Below are 20,651 nucleotides of genomic sequence, written 5' to 3' on the forward strand. Positions count from 1 at the left end.
AATCACGGGTACCGGTCCGCACACGCAGATGCACGCGCATCCGGCCGCGCGTGCAACAAGCACACCTACGCGCACCCGAGCGGCACGCACCCGAAGCACCCGGACCCCGGACCCGCGTCCGGGCGTACCCGTTTCGGATCCGCGCGCCCGCCTCACGCCCCCGCCGCGACCGCCCCCACCGCGGACTCCCGGTCGAGCAGCGCCCGAAACGCCCCGGGCTCGGTACTCAACCGCCCCCACGTCCCGCGTTGCAGCACCCGCCCCTCGGCCAGCACGACGATCTCGTCCACCGCGTGCAACCCGGTGAGCCGATGGGTGACCAGCAGGGTGGTCCGTCCCCGGGTCGCGTCCAGCAGGTCGGCCGTCAGCGCGTCGGCCGTGGGCAGATCGAGGTGTTCGGCGGGCTCGTCCAGCAGCAGGATCTCGAAGTCGGCGAGCAGCGCGCGGGCCAGCGCGAGCCGTTGCCGCTGGCCGCCGGACAGCCGGGCGCCGTGTTCGCCGACCATCGTGTCCAGCCCCTGGGGCAGCGTGTCCACCCAGTCCAGCAGCCGGGCCCGGGCCAGCGCCGCGCGCATCGCGTCCTCGTCGCAGCCCGGTCGGGCCAGGCGCAGGTTCTCCCGCAGCGAGCTGTCGAAGACGTGCGCGTCCTGCGCACACAGCCCGATCACGCGCCGCACGTCGTCCCCGGCGAGGTCGGTGATCGGTACGCCGGCCAGGGTCACCGCGCCCGCCGCCGGGTCCAGGAAGCGCAGCAGCACGTGGGCCAGCGTGGTCTTGCCCGACCCGCTCGCGCCGACCACCGCGAGCCGCTTGCCCGGGGTGAGTTCGAGGTCGACGCCGGCGAGGGCGGGCGGGCCGTCCGGGGTCCAGCGCGCGTGCAGGTCGCGCACCAGCAACGGGCGCGGTGCGGCGGGCAGGGCGCGCGGCGCGGCGGGCTCGTGGACCGGCTCGGGCGCGTCGATCACCTCGAACACCCGGGCCGCGGCCCTACGCGAGCTCTCCAGATGCCGGCCGGCGGCGGGCAGCACGACGGTGGCCTCGAACGCGGCGAGCGGGGTGAGCACCACCAGCGCGAGCAACACACCGCTCAACCGGTCGGCGTGCACCGCCGCGACGCCCACCAGGGCGGATGCCCATACCGTCGCGCCGGACACCAGCGCCGCCAGCCCGGCCCCGACACCCGCGCCCCGGGCCTGCCCCGCCTCGGTCGCGCGCAACCGCGCGTCCACCTCGGCCACCTCGGCCAGCCGGGCGAGCGCACGGCCCGCCGCGATCAGTTCGGGCGTGCCGCGCAGCAGGTCGACCACGGCACCGGCGAGTTCGCCGCGGACCGCGGCGACCCGGCGTTCGGCCCGCCGGGCGACCCGGCCGGCCAGCCACGGCACCAGCACGCCTGCGGCGAGCAGACCGAGCAGCAACACCGCGCCGGCCTCGGGCAGCACCAGTGCGACGGTGAGCACCGCGCCCGCGCCGACCACGGCCGCCACACACGCGGGCAGGAGCGCGCGCAGGAAGAAGTCCTGTACCGCGTCCACGTCGGCGACCAGCCGGGAGAGCAGGTCACCGCGTCGGAAGGCGGGCAGACCGGCCGGCGCCAGCCGCTCCAGGCGTTCGTACACCCGCACCCGCAACCGGGCCAGGATCCGAAACGCCGCGTCGTGCCCGATCAGCCGCTCGGCGTAGCGGAACACCGCGCGGGAGACGCCGAAGGCCCGCACGCCGGTGACCGCGACCATCAGGGTGAGTACCGGCGGATGCTCGGACGCACGCGAGATCAGCCACGCCGAGGTGGCCATGAGGCCGACCGAGCTACCCAGCGCGAGTGCCCCGCACAACACCGCGAGCGCGAGTCGGGCGCGCAACGGCCGGGCCAGCGCGAGCAGTCGGCGGCCGGGCCCGGCCCCGGCGAGGACCGGCGGGTCCGCGAGGGCACGCTCGAAGGGTTGCTCCGTCGGCCGCTCGAAGGGCCGCTCCACGGCCGGGACGTCGTCCGCCGCCCGCGCCGCCTCGATCTCCGGTGCGGGCGCCCGGGCCGCGCCCGCCGGGTGTGCGCCCGCCGGATCCGACCCCGCCGCCCCCGCGCCCACGGCCACCACCCGATCGGCCAACGGCAGCAGCGCGGGCCGGTGTGCGACCAGCACGACCGTCCGCCCGACCGCCAGCCGGCGGACCGCCTCGACGATGGTCGCCTCGGCGTCGCCGTCCAGGTTCGAGGTCGGCTCGTCCAGCAGCAGGATCGGCCGGTCGGCCAGGAACGCCCGGGCCAGCGCGAGGCGTTGCCGCTGTCCGGCGGACAGGCCGGCGCCGTCCTCGCCGAGCGGCGCAGCCAGGCCCCCCGAGGCCGCCACGAAGTCCGCCGCACCGGCCGCGACCAGCGCGTCGTGCACCTCGGCGTCGCCTGCGTCCGGACGGGCCAGGCGCACGTTGGCGCCGATCGTGCCCGCGAACAGGTAGGGCCGCTGCGGGACCCACGCGATCCGGGCCCGCCACGCGTCGGGGTCCAGCTCGGCCAGGTCCACGCCGCCCACGGTGACCCGACCCGCCGTCGGCCGGGTAAAGCCGAGCAATACCGCGAGCACGGTGGACTTGCCGCACCCGCTGGGCCCGGTCAGCGCGATCGTCTCGCCCGGTCGTACGGTCAGATCCAGCTCGGCGGGCGCCGCGGCGGCCCGACCCTCGTGCCGCACGGTCAGGCCGGTCAGCACCAGCTCGGCCGAGCGCGGGTCGGGCACCGGCGCGGTCCCGGCGGGTGCGTCGGGGGTGGTCTCCAGGACGGCGAACACCCGGTCCGCGGCGCTCACCCCCTCGACGCTGGCGTGATACTCGGCACCGACCTGACGCAGCGGCAGATATGCCTCGGGTGCCAGGATCAGCACCACGAGCGCGGTCTCCAGGCTCAGCTCGCCGTCGACCAGGCGCAGGCCGACGCCGACCGCGACCAGCGCGACCGAGATGGTGGCGAGCAGTTCGAGCGCGAACGAGGACAGGAACGCGATCCGCAAGGTCTTGAGCGTGGCCCGGCGGTAGTCGTCGGTGATCGTGCGGATCGACCTCGCCTGGGCCTTGGCCCGGCCGAACACCTTGAGGGTGGGCAGTCCGGCGACCACGTCCAGGAAGTGCCCGGCCAGCCGGTTGAGCACCGTCCACTGCCGGTCCATGTACTTCTGGGTGGCCATCCCGATCAGCGCCATGAACAGCGGGATCAGCGGCAGGGTGACCACGATCGTCACCGCCGAGATCCAGTCGCCGAACACCACGCGCGCGAGCACCGCGACCGGCACGGTGACGGACAGGATCAACTGCGGCAGGTAGCGGGCGAAGTAGCCGTCGAGCGCGTCCACGCCGCGGGTGGCCAGCGTGGTCAGCTCACCGGAGCGCTCGTTGTTCGCCCAGGCCGGGCCGAGCCGGACCACGTGCGCGAGCAGTCGCGACCGCAGTTGCGACTTCACCGCCGCCGAGGTGCGGTGCGCGATCACCTCGGTGAGCCAGGAGATCGCCGAACGGGCCGCGATCACGCCGGCGAGCAGGCCCAGCTCCGGCCACAGGTCGTCGACCGCGGCCCCCTCCTCGAAGGCCGCCACGATCACCCGGGCGAGCAGGCCCGCCTGGACGAGCACGAGACCCGCGCCCGCCGTGCCCAGCACCACGGTCAGGGCCAGAAAGCCCCGGGTGGCACGGGCGTGGGTCAGCAGGCGCGGGTCTACAGGCTTCACGAGCCGCTCTTTCGTCGGTACGTCGTCGATGCGGTCCTACGCGGCGACCGGTGCCGGTCGCCGCGACGGGGTGAACGTCGCCGGGTGCGGCAACGGGTCCGCTACTTGCCGACCAGGTCGGCCGCGGCGGCACCGAAGGCCGGCTTGGTCGGGATGCTCCGGGTGCTGATCCGCTTGCGGAACACCCAGTACGTCCAGGCCTGGTAGCACAACACGATCGGGGTCATGAAGCCGGCGACCCAGGTCATGATCTTGAGCGTGTACGGCGTCGAGGACGCGTTGTGGATGGTCAGGTTCCACGCCGAGTCCAGGCTGGAGGGCATCACGTTCGGGAACAGCGACAGGAACAGCATCGCCACCGCGGCGATCACTGTCACGCCGGACAGGGCGAACGCCCAGCCCTCGCGGCCGATCCGGTTCATCCCCAGCGCGGCCACCAGGGCCACCACCGCGACGATCAGCGCGACCAGGGTGCGGCCGTTGCCGTGTTGCGCCTGGGTCCAGATCAGGAACGCCGCCGCCAGCACGGCGGTGGCCAGGCCCAGCCTCCCGGCCAGCGCGTTGGCCCGGACCCGGATGTCGCCGTTGGTCTTGAGCGCGACGAACACCGCACCGTGGAAGGTGAAGAGCACCGTGGTGACCACGCCGCCGAGCAGCGCGTACGGGTTGAGCAGGTCGAGCAGGTTGCCGACGTACTCCTTGTCCGCGTCGATCTTCACCCCGCGCGTGATGTTCGCGAACGCGACGCCCCACATGAAGGCGGGTACCAGCGAGCCCCAGAAGATCGCCTGTTCCCAGCCGCGCTTCCAGCGGTCCTCGTCGCGTTTGGCCCGGTACTCGAAAGCGACCCCGCGCAGGATCAGCGCGACCAGGATCAGCAACAGCGGCAGGTAGAAGCCGCTGAACAAGGTGGCGTACCACTCGGGGAACGCGGCGAAGGTGGCCCCGCCCGCGGTGATCAGCCAGACCTCGTTGCCGTCCCACACCGGGCCGATGGTGTTGATCAGCACCCGGCGCTCGGTCTCGTTCCGGGCCAGCACCCTGGTCAGGATGCCGACACCGAAGTCGAAGCCTTCGAGGAAGAAGTAGCCGATCCACAGGACGGCGATCAGCAGGAACCAGAATTCGTTGAGTCCCATGTCACTCTCCCCTCAGTACGCGAAGGCGAGCGGACGGTCGGCGTCCTCGCCCTCGTCCGACGGATCGTCGGGGTCCTTGCTCACGGGCACCTTGATCGGCTCGGGACCGGCCTTGACGTAGCGCCGGATCAGGCCCAGTTCGACCACCGCGAGCGCGCCGTACAGCAGCGTGAACACGATCAGCGAGGTCAGCACCTCACCGGTGGACACACTCGGCGACACCCCGGCCTCGGTCTTGAGCACGCCGAACACCAGCCACGGCTGGCGGCCCATCTCGGTGAAGATCCAGCCGAACGAGTTGGCCGCGAACGGGAACGCGATGGTCCACAGGCCGATCCGGTACACCCACGGGTTGGTCGGCAGCTCGCGCTTGCGCCGGGTCAGCCACAGGCCGACCAGGCCGATGCCCGCGGTGACCATGCCGACGCCGATCATCAGCCGGAACGACCAGTAGGTGACGAAGATGTTGGGCCGGTAGTCGCCGGGACCGAACTTGACCACCGACTGTTCCTGGAGGTCGTTGATCCCGGGCAACTCGGCGTCGAGATCGTTCTTGGCCAGGAAGGACAGCGCGCCGGGGACCTCGATGGCGACCTTGTTGTGACCCTTGTTGACGTCGCCGTAGGAGAAGATCGAGAACGGCGCCGGCTTCGAGGTCTCCCACAGGGCCTCGGCCGAGGCCATCTTCATCGGCTGCTGTTCGTACATCAGCTTGCCCTGCATGTCACCGGTGAGCGCCAGGCCCACACCCGCCAGCACCGAGACCCACAGGCCCAGCCGCAGCGACGGGCGGAACACCGCGACCTCGTTGCGCTTGCGCAGGTGCCAGCAGCTGATCCCGATCAGGAACCCGCCGGCGACCAGGAAGGCGGCCGGGAGGATGTGCAGGAAGGCGGCGATCGCGGTGTTGTTGGTGAGCACCGCCATGAAGTCAGTCAGCTCGGCGCGGCCGGTCTCCGGGTTGATCCGGTATCCGACCGGGTGCTGCATCCACGAGTTCGCGGCCAGGATGAAGTAGGCCGACAGGATCGTGCCGATCGCCGCGGCCCAGATCGTGGCCAGGTGGATCCTCTTCGGCAGCCGCTCCCAGCCGAAGATCCACAGGCCCAGGAACGTCGACTCCAGGAAGAAGGCGACCAGGGCCTCGATGGCGAGCGGGGCGCCGAAGATGTCGCCGACGAAGCGCGAGTAGTCGGACCAGTTCATCCCGAACTGGAACTCCTGCACGATGCCGGTGACCAGGCCGAGCGCGAAGTTGATCAGGAAGAGCTTGCCCCAGAACTTGGTGGCCCGGAGGTAGTGCTCCTTGCCGGTGCGCACCCACGCGGTCTGCAGACACGCGACCAGGATGGACAAACCCATCGTGAGCGGGACGAAGAGGAAGTGGTAGACGGTCGTGATGCCGAACTGCCACCGGGCTACGTCGAGTGTTTCGACGGCGAGGTCCATGGGCCCCTCATTCCTCCTGATCGCCGGACACGTCTCGCACGCGAGCGCACGTTTGGTTCACGATGCACACGGCGCTCCCGCGCACCCCGCCCGACACTCCGCCGGGCAAACCCGGAGGAACCGGGAGGGATGTTCGGCTTCACCGGGCTCGACTTTGTGAATGGGTTCACAAAGTCGAGCTTGTGCATCCGTTCACAAACACTAGCGAGCCCTCCCGGACACCCCTTGAGGGGGGTACCCGAGAGGGCTCGAAGTGGTCCGAACGGACCCAAACGACGACGGGCGACTCGGACCACGCGGCCGTGCGGGCGCAGTCGCCGACCGCACGTGCCCGCCGGGCGGCGCCGCCTACGCGTTCATGAACCGCGCGGCGGTCTCCAGGAAGATCGTGTTGGCCTCGGTCTCGCCGATGGTGATCCGGCAGCCCTCGCCCGCGAACGGCCGTACGGTGACCCCGGCCGCCTCGCACATCGCGGCGAACTCGTTCGTGCGCTCCCCCAGCCGCAACCAGACGAAGTTGGCCTGCGAGTCGAAGACCGTCCAGCCCTGGCCGATCAGCGTCTCCAGCACCCGCTCCCGCTCGGCGACCAACGCGTCGACGCGCTCCAGAAGTTCGCCCTCGGCGCCGATCGAGGCGATCGCCGCCACCTGGGCCAGCCGGTTCACCGAGAACGGCATCCCGGTCTTGCGCAGCTCGTCCGCGACCGGCTCGTGCGCGATCGCGAAGCCCACCCGCAGGCCGGCCAGACCGTACGCCTTCGAGAAGGTGCGCAGCACCACCACGTTGGGCCGGTCGCGGTAGATGTCCACGCCGTCCGGAACCTGCTCGTCCCGGATGAACTCGCGGTAGGCCTCGTCCAGCACGACCAGCACGTTGCGCGGCACCCGGTCCAGGAAACGTTCCAGCTCGGCACGGTGGATCACCGCGCCGGTCGGGTTGTTCGGGTTGCACACGAAGATCAGCCGGGTGCGCTCGGTGACGGCGGCGGCCATCGCGTCCAGGTCGTGGCTCTCGTCGGCGAGCAGCGGAATCTGCACCGGCGTCGCGCCCGCGAGCAGCACCAGGAGCGGGTACGCCTCGAACGAGCGCCACGCGAACACGACCTCGTCGCCCTCGCCGGCCGTCGCGTTCACCAGCTGCTGCGCGACGGTCACCGAACCGGTGCCCGCCACGATGTGCGACGCGGGCACCCCGAACCGCTCGGCGAGTGTCTGCGCCAACTCCGTGTTCGCCGGGTCCGGGTAGCGGTTCATCTCGCCGACGGCGTCCGCCACCACCTTGTGCACGCTGGGCAGCGGCGGGTACGGGTTCTCGTTGGAGGAGAGCTTGTACGCCGGTACGCCCTCCGCCGCCACCGGCGGTCGGCCCGCCTTGTAGACGGGCACCTCGGCCAGGACCGCCCGGAACCTCGGAATGCCGCTGTCGTCCGTGCCTGGGGCGTTGTGCTGGGTCACGCCCGTCCTCCTCGCATACTGGTCGGGGTGCCTGGGCGCACGTCCCGGTCGTCTCAACTCTATGGTCCGTCCGCTCGGGAGTGGACGGGCGGGCGGATCACGGCCTCCGCCGAACGTTCAGGGGCAGGTATGGGGGGATACGTTTCTTCGTAAAGCAATGACATGAACCGGGCCAGGGCGGCGCATTCGGCCTACTGTCGGGACGATGACAGCGCCAGATGTACCGCGTGTGGGGCGGCGGATCCGGGTGGGCATCCGGGACGTCGCAGCGGCCGCCGGGGTGTCGATCACGACCGTCTCCGACGCGCTCAACGGCAAGGGTCGGCTGCCCGACACGACCCGGCTGCACGTGCGCGAGGTCGCCGACCGGCTGGGCTACCGCCCCTCGGCCGCGGCCCGCACGCTGCGCACCGGCCGGTCCGGGCTGCTCGGGCTGACCACGACCATGCGCTCGACCGAGCCGTTCGCCCTCACCGAGTTCGCCTGGTTCGCCGAGCTGGTCCGCTCGGCCACCGCCACCGCCCTGGACCGGGGCTACGCGCTGGTGGTGTTGCCTGCCTCCTCGCCGCACGACGTGTGGGGCAACGTGGCGCTCGACGGCACGATCGTGGTCGACCCGGTGGACGACGATCCGCTCGTGCACGAGCTGCTGCGCCGGGGCGTGCCGGTGGTCAGCGGCGGCCATCCCGGCTCGACCCCGGTCTACGGCTGGGTGGACAACGACCATGTGGCCGCGGTGCGTTCCGTGCTCGACCACCTCGCCGAGGCCGGCGCCGGCCGGATCGCACTGCTCGCCGCCTCCGACGGGCCGGGCGCGGGCAAGGGCCTCGCGGGCTACCGCGCCTGGTGCGCGGACCGGGGTGTGGCGCCGATCACCGAGGAGTACGAGGCGCGCTGCCCCGGCGCCGGTCGGGCCGCCGCGACCCGGCTGCTGGATCGGGCGCCGGACGCGGTCTTCGGACTGCACGAGGGTTGTGCGGCGGAATTGCTCGCCGCGGCCCGGGCCCGCGAGCTGCGGGTGCCCGACGACCTGCTCCTGGCCTGCTGCGGCGAAGGGGCCGACCCGTCGGTGACCTCGCTGAGCCTGCAACCGGCACTGGCCGGCGCGTGGGCGGTGGAGCTGCTGGTGGGCGTGATCGAGGACGCCGGGGCGGGGTCGCTGCTGCCCGCCCAGCGCACCGTGCCCACCCGGTTGTCGGTGCGCGACTCCTCCACCCGACGCTGACCCGCGTGCGCCCGCCCGGCCCGGCCGGCCGCGGTCGGGGTCGCCGGGCGCGACCGGCACGGCGGCACGCACAATTGAGCGTGGTCCGTTCCGCCGTGCCCGCACGAGAGATACGGTCCAGGAATCATCCGAATCGGACCGGGTGAGCCGCAGCCGAACCCGGCTGTTGTGCGTCTTGGTTCACAACGGGTGTCGGCATCGCCGCCGTACGGTGGTGCGGATCGTGAAGAAAGGACCCTTCTGGTGAGCAACGTCTCGGCTACACCGGCCCCGATGGGCGCCGCAGCGGAGCAGGACGCCCCGCTGTACGTGGTCGGCGACGTCCACGGTCATCTGGAGGAGCTCAAGGCCGCCCTGCGCGCCCGGGATCTGATCGACGCCGACGCGCACTGGTGCGGCGGCCGGGCCCGGCTGTGGTTCCTGGGCGACTTCACCGATCGTGGTCCGGACGGCATCGGCGTGGTCGAACTGGCGATGGCGCTGGCCCGCGAGTCGGCCGAGGCCGGCGGCAGCACCCGGATGTTGCTCGGCAACCACGAGATCCTGCTGCTGGGTGTGTTCCGCTTCGGCGACCATCCGGTGCCGGTGGCCGGTGGGTCGACCACCTTCCGCGAGATCTGGCTGCGCAACGGCGGCATGCAGTCCGACCTGGACCGCTTCACCGACGAACAGGCCGACTGGCTGGCCGCACAGCCGGTCGCGGCCGTGGTCGACGGACACCTGCTGATCCACTCCGACAGCAACGCCTACCTCGAATACGGCGACACCATCGAGGAGGTGGACGGCGCGGTCGCGGACATACTGCGCGAGCCGGACCCGCTCGCGTGGTGGGACCTGTTCCGCAACCTGACCCGACGCGGCGCCTTCATGGGCGAGGTGGGCCCGTACGCGGCGGCCGACCTGCTCAGCGAGTTGGGCGGCCGACGGATCGTGCACGGTCACACCCCCATCCCGTACCAGACGGGCGAGGACCCCTCGACGATCGTCGAGCCGCGCGTGTACGCGGACGGACAGGTGGTCAACCTGGACGGCGGAATCTACCTGGGCGGCCCGTGCCTGGTCGCGCGCCTGCCGCTGACCGGCGCCCAACCGGGCGCGCTGCCGAGCGCGTTGGAGGAGACGCAGGGTCGGGTGTACGACCTGGGGGACCTCGGCGGAGAGCCGCAGTCGTAGCCGCAGCGGAGGGAACTCCCTGCCCAAAAGCCGGGGAAGCACCTTATCATCATTGGTATCCGCCTCGACACCGTCAGGTGCTTTTGCGGGTCGTTGATCCACCGACAGCTTGCACGGGTCCCCTGACGGGCCCGGCGGACGCGGGAAACGCCCGCGCGGCCTCATTCGGGGGATCCGATGCAACACTGGTTTGGAAGTGACGAGCACCGCCGTCAGTACGAGCAGTTCGTCGATGACGCACTGCACCTGGAGGAGACCCTCTCCGGTCTTGCGGCGGTACCCAACCTGAACGTCGAGCAGCTGCGGACGGCCACGTTGGACGCGACCCCGTCGATCGCGGACGCGGCACGCGACGAGTACGACCGCTACGAACGTACAGAGCAGCGTTTCGAGTCGGGGATCCGTCAGGACTTCGGCGCATCGATGATCGAGGCTGGCGAGAGCTTCGGCTGGTTCGCGCTCGCCACCGCGATGGCGGTGATCGTGGCCGGTATCTCGGCGGTCGTCTTCCTGATCGTGGGCTACGTGTTGTTGCCGCTCACGATGGACGACTCGACCATGCAGCACACGATGCAACTCGCCTCACTCGCGGCCGTGGGCATCTCGCTCGGGGCGGCGGCCATCGGGGGACTGGCGATGCTGGCGGTGGCCGCGCGCAATCGGGCCCGGCCGACCGGCGAGGTCGAGGTGTACCTGGCGCGCGAGGAATGGCGCCGGGCGATCCTGCACCGGGGCATCCTGCCGTTCATGCGCTCGCGCCTGCGTGAGGCATCCGACGAGGGCACCACCCTCCTCGGCTGACCGACGATCGGCGCCGGCTCTCCCCTCCGCTCGGGGTGGGAGGGCCGGATCACGCCGGCGGGATCCGGCTGGGCCACACAATGGGCGGCATGGGTGGCATGGTCGGCAAACGCGGGAAGGTCACCGGGGGAATCGGACCCGGGCTGGTGGGCGAGGTCATGATCGAGGTGCGCGGTGGGGTGGAGGCGTTCCTCGCGTACTCGGCATTGCCCGGCGAGGAGCATGCGGTGGGGACGTTGGTGGTGATCGTGGAGTACCTGCCGCCGCGCACGGTGTACGTGGCGGCGGCTTTCGGCTGAGGTCGAGCGGGGCGGCGGGGGCGGGCCGGGCCGCGACGGCGCGGGGGCGGAGGCGGGCGTGGGCCGGCCGGCGCGTGCGGACGGGCGGGTCGGCGCGCGTGCGGGTTCGGGGCCGCGCGGGCGGGTGTGGTCGGGTCTGCGCGGGGCCCGGGTGCAGGCCCGGATGCGGGCCCGGCGCGCGGGGGCAACCACCCCTGGGGAGCTCCCTCTTGGCGTCCACACCGGTGGCGAGGACACTCCGGAACAGGCCAAAGGGGGAATGCTCCGTGCTCTACACCGTGCTCGCCGTGCTCGGTCTGCTCGTGATCCTGATCGTGGTCTTCAAACTCATGTGGCGCGTCGCCGAGCCCAACGAGGCACTCGTCATCTCCGGCTCCCGGCACCACACCGAGGGCTTGGGCGAGGGCATGGGATTTCGCATCGTCACCGGACGCGGCACGCTCGTGTTGCCGTTCGTGCAGGCGGTACGCAAGCTCTCGCTCGATCTGAACGAAGCGGAACTCTCGGTCGAATGCGTCACGACCCAGGGCATTCCGCTGCGGGTGCAGAGCGTGGTGATCTTCAAGATCGGCGACGACTACGTCTCGATCGCCAACGCGGCCCGCCGCTTCCTGGACCAGCAGAAGCAGATGGAGTCCCGGGTCCGCAAGGTGCTGGCCGGTCATCTGCGCTCGATCGTCGGCGGGTTGACCGTCGAGGACATGATCCGCGACCGGGAGAAGCTGACCGCGCACGTCCGCGCCGCGTCCGGATCTGACATGGAGAAGCTCGGGCTGATCGTGGACAGCCTGCAGATCCAGGAGATCGAGGACCCGACCGGCTACATCAAGAACATGGCCGCACCGCACACCGCGGCGGTGATCCGGGACGCGCGGATCGCCGAGGCACTGGCCACCCGCAAGGCCACCGAGGCCGAGCAGGACGCCAAGGCGCGGATGGCCCAGGCGACCCGGGACAGCGAGATCCAGCAGGCCGGCTACCAGGCCGAGCGGGACGAGGCCACCGCGCGCTCGCGCCAGGCGGGCCCGCTGGCGGATGCCGCCGCCAAGCAGGAGGTGGTGGTCCAGGAGACCCGGGTGGCCGAGTTGGAGGCCATGCGGCGCGAGCAGCAGCTCCAGGCGGACGTGCGCAAGCCGGCCGACGCGCAGGCGTACGAGACCCGGACCCGGGCCCAGGCCGAGCGCGACGCGCGGATCTCGGCGGCCGAGGCGAGCGCCCGGGAGACCGAACTGGCCGCGATCGCCGACGCGGAGGCGACCAAGGTGCGCGGGCTGGCCGCGGCCGAGGCCACCCTGGCGACCGGCAAGGCCCAGGCCGAGGCGGCCAAGGCCAAGGGCCTCGCCGAGGCGGCCGCGATCGCCGCCCGGGCGGCGGCCCTGGCGGAGAACCAGGAGGCGGTCGTCGCCCAGCAACTCGCCGAGAACTGGCCGGAGATCGTCCGGGCCGGCGCCGAGGCCTTCGGCAACGTGGACCACATGGTCCTGCTCAACGGCGGCGACGGCATGGGCGACCTGTTCGCCAAGGCCCTGACCATGGGCGGCACGGGGTTGGGCATCGCCCGCCAACTCCTGGCAGGCGGCAACGCCAACACCAACGGCGCCAAGCCCGCGGCCGACATCGCACCCAAGGAGTCCGTCCGCATCGAAGTCGAGGTCGACCCGACCCCGGAACCGGAGCTTCGCCTCGCCAAGGACGCGGAGAACTGACCGCGCCGCATCTTCCGCAGCCGGCCCCGGGGACATGGGGGCCGGCTGCGGCCGAGGTTGTCGGGGCCAGCCGGGGGTTGCGGCTTCATCGGACCTTCGGCTATCGGTTTCCGGTCATCGTGAACGGCCTTGCCAATCCACGAGGTACCAGGTCGAAGCGGCACCAGACGGTCTTGCCGCCCGTGGCGACCGGCCCTCACGCAACGAGGTCCGACACCGCCTCGACCATCCGCAAGCCCCGCAACGAGCCCCCGATCCGCTCCGGTTCGGCCGGCGAGGGTCGCAACACCCCCGGCCCCGGCACCACCGGCAGACGGGGGTCGGCATCCCGCACCTCGATGGCCATCGCCCGCTTGGGCCAAAACGACAGCCGCACCGTGAACGTCCGCCACCACCAGTCCACATGCCGATCAGGCATCATCGCGTGCACGACGGCATTGGTCGCCAACTCCGACGCGCACAACATCGCCTCGTCGGTCAGTTCGAGCAGGTTCCGATCCGCCATGGCGGCCCACGTCAGCGCCCGCACTTCCCGCACGGCCGCCGGATGCGACTCCCACGCCCGCTGCCGAACCCACACCGGCTCCCACCCCGGCCCCCGGAGCACGGCCCCCAACCACCGCTCCCCCGGACTCACCCGCCCATCCGCCTTCGACCACGCCTCCGAAACGACGTCTCGCTCTTCCTTCGCCGGCGCCACCCGCCTGACCACGTGCCGTCGACCCGTTCGTCCTGTTTGTGTTCCAGCCATACACCGAGCATGGCCGGCCGAGATGTCCGTCATCAGCCCATGAAGGCGTACCTGCGATGGGTAGACTCGCGACATAGTGTGACGAGGCATGGACCAGGGGGTAGCCGGTCGTGACACGTGACGTATCACCGGCCGCGCTACCGCGCCGGGTGCTCGACCGCGACGACGTGCGCCAAGCCCTGCGTGATCACGACTTCGGCACCGTCTTCCGGCTGGCCCGCAAGTACGGCGGGATCAGCTACCAAAAGATCGCCGACGCCTGCGACATCAAGCCCGACCGAGTCGGCACACTCGCCCGAGGCGAAGGGCGTATCACCACCGTCGAGAAGGTCCGTCGGATCTCCGACGCCCTGCGTGTGCCGGGACTCATGGTCGGCATCGCGCCACGGGAGTGGGAATCGCGCTGCGATGCCGTGCACGGTGAAACGCCGACGCCCGTTTCGGCTGCCCACTCGGTGGAAATCCCGTCGATCGACGACGAAATGGATTCCCTGGAGTTGGGCCGACGTGCTGCGGCGAGCGATGTAGGAAACGAGACCCTGATCCGTTTGGAAAACGCCTTCGACACCTTGGCCGTCGACTACTCCAAGGTCCCCCCGCGCGACCTCCTCGCCCGGACGCGTCGCTTTCTGTCCTACACGACGCAACTCTTCGACGCCCGGAAGACACTGGCCGAGCATCGGCGGTTCGTGACCGTCGGAGGGCGACTCGCCCTGATGGGGGCGACGCTGCAGATCGATCTCGGTCGACAGGGTGCGGCGACGGCCGGCCTGAGAACTGCGGTGGGTCTGGCGAAACAAGCCGACCGGCCCGAACTCGAGGCGTGGTGCCATGAGACCGACGCGTGGAGATCCCTCGTGCAGGGGGACTACGCGCGATCGCTGGCACTTTCCGGTGCGGCTCGACGGCTTGCTCCAAAAGGGAGTTCGGTGGCCATCCAGGCAACCGCCCAAGAGGGAAGGGCATATGCCCGACTGGGCCGGTCGCGGGAAACCTACGACTCGATAGCGCGAGTGCACCGCTACGTATCGCGCCTGCCTGCGACGAACCGCCCGGAGCATCACTACCACTACGACCCCGACAAATCGACGTCGTATACCGCGACCACACTCTCCTGGTTGGGGGATCCGGCCGCCGAGGACTACGCCCGAGAGGTGATCGCTCGGCTCGCCCCCGCTCCCGGCGCGAGATTGACCCGCCGAGCGGCCGTGGCACATCTCGATCTGGCCCTGATCCTGCTCGCCCGCGACCACCTCGACGAGGCGTGTGGGACGGCTGAACGGGCAATCGGATCCCAGCGCGTCGTGCCCTCCAGCCATTGGCGAGCCCTCGAAGTCGTGAAGGCGGTCGAGAGCCGCCGCCTGCCGGAAGCCGCGAGCCTCAGAGCGGCGTACGAAAACCTGAGGCAACCCGGGACCACGATTACTTGATGGCCTGGCCTCGATCGGCTTCTCGGCTCCCGGCTCCTCCGCAAGTGGCAAGTCGGGTTTGATCCTTCGGTTGAAGACCGCGAGATCGGCGGCGCCGATGCTTGCGGCATGACTTCCGCGCCATCGAACACCGCAGCGATTGCGGTTCACGAGCTGACCAAGCGTTACGGGCGGACGACCGTGGTCGATCGGCTCTCCTTCACCGTGCGGGCGGGCGTGGTGACCGGGTTCCTCGGCCCCAACGGAGCCGGCAAGACGACCGTGTTGAAGGTCATCGTCGGGCTGGCCCGGCCCACCGCCGGTCACGTGTCCTTCCGGGGCGGCCCGGTGCCCTGCGACGCCCGAGTGCTGGGGGTGCACATCGAGCCGTGTGGGGCCCATCCCGGTCGCACCGGCCGCGCCCATCTCCGGGCGTTGGCGCTCCTGGCCGGGCTGCCGGCCGCCCGGGTCGACGAGGTGCTGGAGACCGTCGGACTGGAGCAGGCCGCCGGTCGGCGGGTCGGCAAGTACTCGCTGGGCATGCGCCAACGCCTCGGGCTGGCGGGCGCGTTGCTGGGCGATCCGGAGATCCTCATCCTGGACGAACCGGTGAACGGCCTGGACCCCCAGGCCATCCGCCACCTGCGCACGCTGCTGCGCGAACGCGCCGCACGCGGCCGTACCACCCTGCTCTCCAGCCACATGCTCGGCGAGGCCGCACAAACGGTCGACGACGTCGTCGTGATCGACAAGGGCCGACTGGTCCACACCGGCCCGATCGGAGATCTCGAACAGGGCGCCCTGTCGGTACGGACCCCCGAGCCCGAGCGGCTCTCGACCCTTGTCGAAAGCGCCGGCGGGCGGATCCGGCCCGCAGCCGCGGACGGCGGTCTGTGGATCGAGGGACTCCCGGCCGCGGAGGTCGCCCGCCTGGCCCTGCGCGAACACATCCCGCTGGAGGAGATCACCTCGCGGACCGCGTCCCTGGAGGACGTGTTCCTCGACCTGACGGAAGGCCGAAACGCATGAGCCGCCTGGTGCGAGGCGAGTTGCTCAAGACCCTCACCACCCGCTCGATCCACGCGTTCGTCGTCGGCGGAGTCGCCTACACCGTGCTCAACGTCATCATCGTCGCCGTCGCATCGGGCCGGCTGGACGAGGTGGGCGAGAAGGAGGAGGCCCTGTCCGGCCTGCCGGTCCTGTTGATGTTGTGGGGAATCGTGGGCGTGGCCGGCGAGTATCGCCACCGCACCGCCGCCCCGTCCGCGCTGGTGGCCCGGCGCGACCGCGGCACACTCCTGCTCGCCAGGATCGGCGCCTACGCGCTGACCGGCCTGCTGATCGGCGCACTCCTGGTCGCCGTATCGGTCGGACTCGCCGTGCCGCTGCTCGGCGACCATCCGGGAGCCGACCTCACCCCCGGCCAGGTCACCTCGGTCGCGACCGGCAACCTGGCCGCCTTCGTGCTCTCTGCGATCATGGGTGCCGCCGTCGGCGCGATGGTACGCAGTCCGGTCGTGGGGGTGGTCGTGGTGCTGCTGGTGAACTTCGCGGTGCTTCCGCTGGTCGCCGGCGTCGCCGAATCCGCAGCGAACCACACCCCGCTCGGAGCCGCCGGCGTGCTGTCCCGCTCGACCCATCACACGACGTCGTCGCCGGGTGCCGCCGCGGTGGTGCTGTCCGCCTGGGCGATCGTGTTCGTCATCGCCGCCGTCGCCGGCGAACGTCGGCGCGACCTGGCGTGAACGCGATATACCGAGCCGTCCGAGCGGCGCGCCGGTGGATCCACCCGCGCCGCTCGGCATTGTTCGACGCCATCGTCGCGGTGGTGACGACCATCGTCGAACTCGGTCTGACCTTCGACGACGCGACACCCGTTCGGCCGCACCTCGTCGTACTCGTCGTGTGCACCGGCGCGCTCCTGCTCGCCCGACGGCACGCACCACTCGCCGTGCTGCCGGCCGTCTGCGCAGTCGAGGCGCTGCTCGCGGCAACCGGCGGCAACCCCGGCGGCGCACCGGCATTGGCGGCCCTGTTCACCGTCGCCGAACTGCGCGAGCGACGGGTGTCGGTGGCCGCCCTCGTGCCGACGGCGGTGTTCCTGATGGTGGCGGACATCGTCTCGTTCCCCGTCACCGTCATCGCGTGGGCCCTGGGCAGCTACGCCCAGACCCGGCGCCGCTACACCGCCGCCCTGGAGGAACGCACCGCCCACTTGGAGCGCGAGCACGAGCAGCTCTCGGTCATCGTGGCCCAGCGCGAGCGCGCCGCGATCGCCCGCGAACTGCACGACATCATCGCCCACTCGGTCACCGTGACGCTGGTGGGCGTACGCGGCGCCCGCGACGTGCTGCGCACCACACCCGAGGTGGCCGACGACACGCTGGAGCGGGTCGAGACCAACGCCGAGCAGAGCCTGGTCGAGTTGCGCCGGATGTTGTTGCTGCTGCGCGAGACGGACCAGGGGGTACGGATGCGGCCACAACCCTCGCTGGCCCAACTGCCCTCGCTGGTCGCCTCGTACCGTGAGGCCGGGCTGCCGGCGCACCTGGAGGTCACCGGCACCTCCCGGCCGCTCGCCGGCGGCGTGGAGTTGTCGGTGTACCGCATCGTCGAGGAGGCACTGACCAACGTGCTCAAGCACGCCCGACCCACCCACGTCGCGGTGACCCTGGACTTCGGCCGTACCCACCTGCACATCACGGTCGCCAACGACGGCGAAAAGGTGCCCGAGCCCACCTCGGGCGGCCACGGCATCGTCGGCATGCGCGAGCGGATCGGCGTCCTCGGCGGCGAGTTGGCGGCCCGTCCCGGACCGGACGGCGGGTTCCGGGTCACCGCCCGGCTTCCCCTGGAGGACCCGAAATGAGCGCCCGGAGCATCCGCCTGCTGATCGCCGACGACCAGGAGCTGATCCGCACCGGCCTGCGCCTGTTCCTCCAGACCCAGGACGACCTCGTCGTCGTCGGCGAGGCCGAGGACGGCGACGAGGCGGTCGAACTGGCCGCCCGCCTGCGTCCGGACGTGATCCTGATGGACATCCGGATGCCACGCATGGACGGCGTCGAGGCCACCGCCCGAGTGCACGCGGAGGGCATCTCGCCGCCCCCGCGCGTGCTCATCCTCACCACGTTCGACCTGGACGAATACGTCTTCGGCGCGCTGCGGGCGGGCGCCGCGGGATTCCTGCTCAAGGACGCCTCGCGGGCCCGCCTGCTGGAGGCGATCCACGTGGTGCACGCCGGCGAGGCGCTGCTCTCGCCCTCGATCACCCGGCGCCTGATCGAGAACTTCGCCGCCCGTACCGAACCGCTCCGGCCGCCGCCGGCGCTCCTGACGGCCCTGACCCCGCGCGAACGCGAGGCCCTGTTCCTGGTCGCCCGCGGCCTCTCCAACAGCGAGATCGCCGCCCACCTGGTGGTCACCGAGGCAACCGTGAAGAGCCACGTGGGCAGCATGTTCGCCAAACTGGGCCTGCGCGACCGAGCCCAGGCGGTGGTCTTCGCCTACGAACACGGCGTCATCGTCGCCGGCGCGGGCGACCCGCCCGGACCGGCCTGACGACGTCCCGGGAACCGCCCGGTCCCCGAGACGTCGTCCCGTACCCGAACCTCAGTCGGCCAGTGGCAGGTAGACCCGGTTGCCCGCGGCGGCGAACTCCGCCGACTTGGCCCGCATCCCGGCCTCGACATCCGCCTCCGCCGCCACGGCAGCCGCCCCGTCGCCGTGCTCCGCCCGGATGTCGTGCGAGATGCGCATCGAACAGAACTTCGGCCCACACATCGAGCAGAAGTGGGCCGTCTTGGCCGGCTCCGCCGGGAGCGTCGCGTCGTGGTAGGCCCGCGCGGTGTCCGGGTCCATCGCCAGGTCGAACTGGTCCTGCCAACGGAATTCGAAGCGGGCATCGGAGAGCGCGTCGTCCCACGCCTGGGCGCCCGGGTGGCCCTTGGCCAGGTCCGCCGCGTGGGCCGCGATCCGGTAGGCGATCACGCCCGCCTTGACGTCGTCCCGGTCGGGCAGGCCCAGGTGCTCCTTCGGCGTCACGTAGCACAACATCGCGGTGCCCCACATGCCGATCATCGCCGCGCCGATCGCCGACGTGATGTGGTCGTAGCCGGGCGCGACGTCCGTGGTCAGCGGGCCGAGCGTGTAGAACGGCGCCTCGTCGCAGATGCGTTGCTGGAGGTCGACGTTCTCCTTGATCTTGTGCATCGGCACATGGCCCGGGCCCTCGATCATCACCTGCACGTCCATCGACCGGGAGATCCGGCCCAGTTCGCCCAGCGTCTCCAACTCGGCGAACTGCGCCGCGTCGTTGGCATCCGCGATCGAGCCCGGACGCAGTCCGTCGCCGAGCGAGTAGGTCACGTCGTACGCGCGCAGGATCTCGGTCAGCTCGGCGAAGTGCGTGTAGAGGAAGTTCTCCCGATGGTGCGCCAGGCACCAGGCGGCCATGATCGAGCCGCCGCGCGAGACGATGCCGGTCTTGCGCCGGGCGGTCAGCGGCACATAGCGCAGCAGCACGCCGGCATGCACCGTCATGTAGTCCACACCCTGCTCGCACTGCTCGATCACGGTGTCCCGGTACAGCTCCCAGGTGAGTTCCTCGGGCTTGCCGTTCACCTTCTCCAGTGCCTGGTAGAGCGGCACCGTGCCGATCGGGACCGGCGAATTGCGCACGATCCACTCGCGGGTGGTGTGGATGTCCTTGCCGGTGGACAGGTCCATCACGGTGTCCGCGCCCCAGCGGATCGCCCACACCAGCTTGTCGGTCTCCTCCTCGATCGAGGAGGACACGGCCGAGTTGCCGATGTTCGCGTTGACCTTGACCAGGAAGTTCTTGCCGATCACCATCGGCTCGATCTCGGGGTGGTTGATGTTCGCGGGCAACACCGCCCGACCGGCGGCGATCTCGTCCCGCACCAGCTCGGGCGTCAAGCCCTCGCGGATCGCCACGAACTCCATCTCCGGGGTGACCAGCCCGCGTCGCGCGTAGGCGAGTTGGGTCACCGCCTCGGATCCGGACGCCCGCCTGGGTCGGGCCCCCGCCCCGGGCACCGCGAACCCGGCCGGCGTCAGTGCGCCGATCCGGCCGTCGTAGCGGGCGGTGTCGCCGCGCTCCTCGATCCAGGCCTCGCGCAGCGCGGGCAGGCCGCGCCGCACGTCCACCTCGAAGGCGGGGTCGGTGTACGGGCCCGAGGTGTCGTACAGGCGAACCGTCTCGCCGTTGGTCAGATGCACCGTGCGGACCGGAACGCGCAGGTCCTCGCGCGATCCGGCGACGTAGCCGCGGTGGTGGGCGGGGGAAATCGGTCCGCTGGTGACCGTCCGCGCGGCGGCCGGATCGGCCGACGGGGCAGCGGGCAGCGAGGTGTCGTGCGAGGTCATGGAAGGCTCCCTACGCCGGCATTACCCGGTCAGGTTCTGCGGTCGGCGCGGCCTCAGCGCCCTCTCAGCCCGGTGCCCCGAGCTCCCGTGTATCTCCGTGTGGTGCGCCCCCACCCTGGCACACCACCGCCCGCACGACCAGC

At 71.2% G+C, this 20,651-nt stretch carries 16 protein-coding genes and 1 riboswitch; of the genes, 10 read left to right on the forward strand and 6 right to left on the reverse strand.

The genetic code is table 11. The features are described 5' to 3' along the window. Positions 1-152: 152 nt before the first annotated feature. The 4 genes from cydD to hisC form a co-directional block, all read right to left on the reverse strand. Positions 153-3,713: a thiol reductant ABC exporter subunit CydD gene (gene cydD, locus ACIBM5_RS19320; protein WP_396007987.1), complete on the reverse strand. Its 3,561-nt coding sequence runs from the start codon at positions 3,711-3,713 to the stop codon at positions 153-155. A gap of 101 nt (positions 3,714-3,814) precedes the next feature. Beyond that, positions 3,815-4,852, reverse strand: coding sequence for a cytochrome d ubiquinol oxidase subunit II (gene cydB, locus ACIBM5_RS19325; protein WP_396007988.1), 1,038 nt, complete (start codon positions 4,850-4,852; stop codon positions 3,815-3,817). 12 nt (positions 4,853-4,864) lie between these two features. Continuing rightward, the gene (locus ACIBM5_RS19330; protein ID WP_391587207.1) at positions 4,865-6,301 is read right to left on the reverse strand and encodes a cytochrome ubiquinol oxidase subunit I; all 1,437 of its coding nucleotides are present in this window, start codon (positions 6,299-6,301) and stop codon (positions 4,865-4,867) included. 348 nt (positions 6,302-6,649) lie between these two features. Continuing rightward, entirely contained in the window at positions 6,650-7,717 is a 1,068-nt protein-coding gene (hisC, locus tag ACIBM5_RS19335; RefSeq protein ID WP_396008156.1) for a histidinol-phosphate transaminase, read from the reverse strand. 244 nt (positions 7,718-7,961) lie between these two features. Here hisC and ACIBM5_RS19340 point away from each other — a divergent pair, with 244 nt between their 5' ends. From ACIBM5_RS19340 to ACIBM5_RS19360, 5 genes are all read left to right on the forward strand, one after another. Next, entirely contained in the window at positions 7,962-8,981 is a 1,020-nt protein-coding gene (locus tag ACIBM5_RS19340) for a LacI family DNA-binding transcriptional regulator (protein ID WP_396007989.1), read from the forward strand. Between the two features lie 243 nt (positions 8,982-9,224). Continuing rightward, the gene (locus ACIBM5_RS19345) at positions 9,225-10,154 is read left to right on the forward strand and encodes a metallophosphoesterase family protein (RefSeq protein ID WP_396007990.1); all 930 of its coding nucleotides are present in this window, start codon (positions 9,225-9,227) and stop codon (positions 10,152-10,154) included. Positions 10,155-10,331: 177 nt separating this feature from the next. Then, positions 10,332-10,955: a hypothetical protein gene (locus ACIBM5_RS19350; RefSeq protein ID WP_391587210.1), complete on the forward strand. Its 624-nt coding sequence runs from the start codon at positions 10,332-10,334 to the stop codon at positions 10,953-10,955. 89 nt (positions 10,956-11,044) lie between these two features. Further along, positions 11,045-11,254 (forward strand): hypothetical protein, encoded by a 210-nt coding sequence (locus ACIBM5_RS19355; RefSeq protein ID WP_391587211.1) that lies wholly within the window; start codon positions 11,045-11,047, stop codon positions 11,252-11,254. Positions 11,255-11,583: 329 nt separating this feature from the next. Then, the gene (locus tag ACIBM5_RS19360) at positions 11,584-12,960 is read left to right on the forward strand and encodes a flotillin family protein (protein ID WP_396008157.1); all 1,377 of its coding nucleotides are present in this window, start codon (positions 11,584-11,586) and stop codon (positions 12,958-12,960) included. A 196-nt stretch (positions 12,961-13,156) separates the two neighbouring features. On the opposite strand, the gene ACIBM5_RS19365 is transcribed toward ACIBM5_RS19360, so the two are convergent. Further along, positions 13,157-13,465: an ATP-binding protein gene (locus tag ACIBM5_RS19365; protein ID WP_396007991.1), complete on the reverse strand. Its 309-nt coding sequence runs from the start codon at positions 13,463-13,465 to the stop codon at positions 13,157-13,159. A 395-nt stretch (positions 13,466-13,860) separates the two neighbouring features. Here ACIBM5_RS19365 and ACIBM5_RS19370 point away from each other — a divergent pair, with 395 nt between their 5' ends. From ACIBM5_RS19370 to ACIBM5_RS19390, 5 genes are all read left to right on the forward strand, one after another. Beyond that, a complete protein-coding gene (locus ACIBM5_RS19370; RefSeq protein WP_396007992.1) occupies positions 13,861-15,141 on the forward strand; it encodes a transcriptional regulator in 1,281 nt (426 codons plus the stop codon). A gap of 108 nt (positions 15,142-15,249) precedes the next feature. Beyond that, entirely contained in the window at positions 15,250-16,149 is a 900-nt protein-coding gene (locus ACIBM5_RS19375; RefSeq protein ID WP_396007993.1) for an ABC transporter ATP-binding protein, read from the forward strand. Further along, on the forward strand, positions 16,146-16,865 hold the full coding sequence (locus ACIBM5_RS19380; protein ID WP_396007994.1) for an ABC transporter permease: 720 nt from the start codon (positions 16,146-16,148) through the stop codon (positions 16,863-16,865). The genes ACIBM5_RS19375 and ACIBM5_RS19380 overlap by 4 nt, the downstream gene beginning before the upstream one ends. A gap of 83 nt (positions 16,866-16,948) precedes the next feature. Then, the gene (locus ACIBM5_RS19385; protein ID WP_396007995.1) at positions 16,949-17,989 is read left to right on the forward strand and encodes a sensor histidine kinase; all 1,041 of its coding nucleotides are present in this window, start codon (positions 16,949-16,951) and stop codon (positions 17,987-17,989) included. Then, entirely contained in the window at positions 17,986-18,681 is a 696-nt protein-coding gene (locus ACIBM5_RS19390) for a response regulator (protein WP_396007996.1), read from the forward strand. Before ACIBM5_RS19385 ends, ACIBM5_RS19390 begins: the two co-directional genes overlap by 4 nt. A gap of 51 nt (positions 18,682-18,732) precedes the next feature. Here the strand turns inward: ACIBM5_RS19390 and thiC are convergent, their stop codons facing one another. After that, positions 18,733-20,508 carry a phosphomethylpyrimidine synthase ThiC gene (gene thiC, locus ACIBM5_RS19395; protein ID WP_396007997.1) on the reverse strand — a complete coding sequence of 592 codons (1,776 nt, stop codon included), beginning with the start codon at positions 20,506-20,508 and terminating at the stop codon, positions 18,733-18,735. Continuing rightward, a riboswitch (TPP riboswitch) is annotated at positions 20,499-20,607 on the reverse strand. Its footprint overlaps the gene before it by 10 nt. Positions 20,608-20,651: the final 44 nt, after the last annotated feature.

This window comes from Embleya sp. NPDC050493 (assembly GCF_044458105.1).
GTDB lineage: Bacteria > Actinomycetota > Actinomycetes > Streptomycetales > Streptomycetaceae > Embleya.

Excerpts from the sequence above, each read along its gene's own strand:
- cydB (WP_396007988.1), bottom strand. The coding sequence starts at position 4,852 with ATGGGACTCAACGAATTCTGGTTCCTGCTGATCGCCGTCCTGTGGATC.
- ACIBM5_RS19340 (WP_396007989.1), top strand. The coding sequence starts at position 7,962 with ATGACAGCGCCAGATGTACCGCGTGTGGGGCGGCGGATCCGGGTGGGC.
- ACIBM5_RS19330 (WP_391587207.1), bottom strand. The coding sequence starts at position 6,301 with ATGGACCTCGCCGTCGAAACACTCGACGTAGCCCGGTGGCAGTTCGGC.
- thiC (WP_396007997.1), bottom strand. The coding sequence starts at position 20,508 with ATGACCTCGCACGACACCTCGCTGCCCGCTGCCCCGTCGGCCGATCCG.
- ACIBM5_RS19390 (WP_396007996.1), top strand. The coding sequence starts at position 17,986 with ATGAGCGCCCGGAGCATCCGCCTGCTGATCGCCGACGACCAGGAGCTG.
- ACIBM5_RS19380 (WP_396007994.1), top strand. The coding sequence starts at position 16,146 with ATGAGCCGCCTGGTGCGAGGCGAGTTGCTCAAGACCCTCACCACCCGC.
- ACIBM5_RS19365 (WP_396007991.1), bottom strand. The coding sequence starts at position 13,465 with ATGGCGGATCGGAACCTGCTCGAACTGACCGACGAGGCGATGTTGTGC.
- ACIBM5_RS19350 (WP_391587210.1), top strand. The coding sequence starts at position 10,332 with ATGCAACACTGGTTTGGAAGTGACGAGCACCGCCGTCAGTACGAGCAG.
- ACIBM5_RS19355 (WP_391587211.1), top strand. The coding sequence starts at position 11,045 with ATGGGTGGCATGGTCGGCAAACGCGGGAAGGTCACCGGGGGAATCGGA.
- ACIBM5_RS19375 (WP_396007993.1), top strand. The coding sequence starts at position 15,250 with ATGACTTCCGCGCCATCGAACACCGCAGCGATTGCGGTTCACGAGCTG.
- ACIBM5_RS19360 (WP_396008157.1), top strand. The coding sequence starts at position 11,584 with ATGTGGCGCGTCGCCGAGCCCAACGAGGCACTCGTCATCTCCGGCTCC.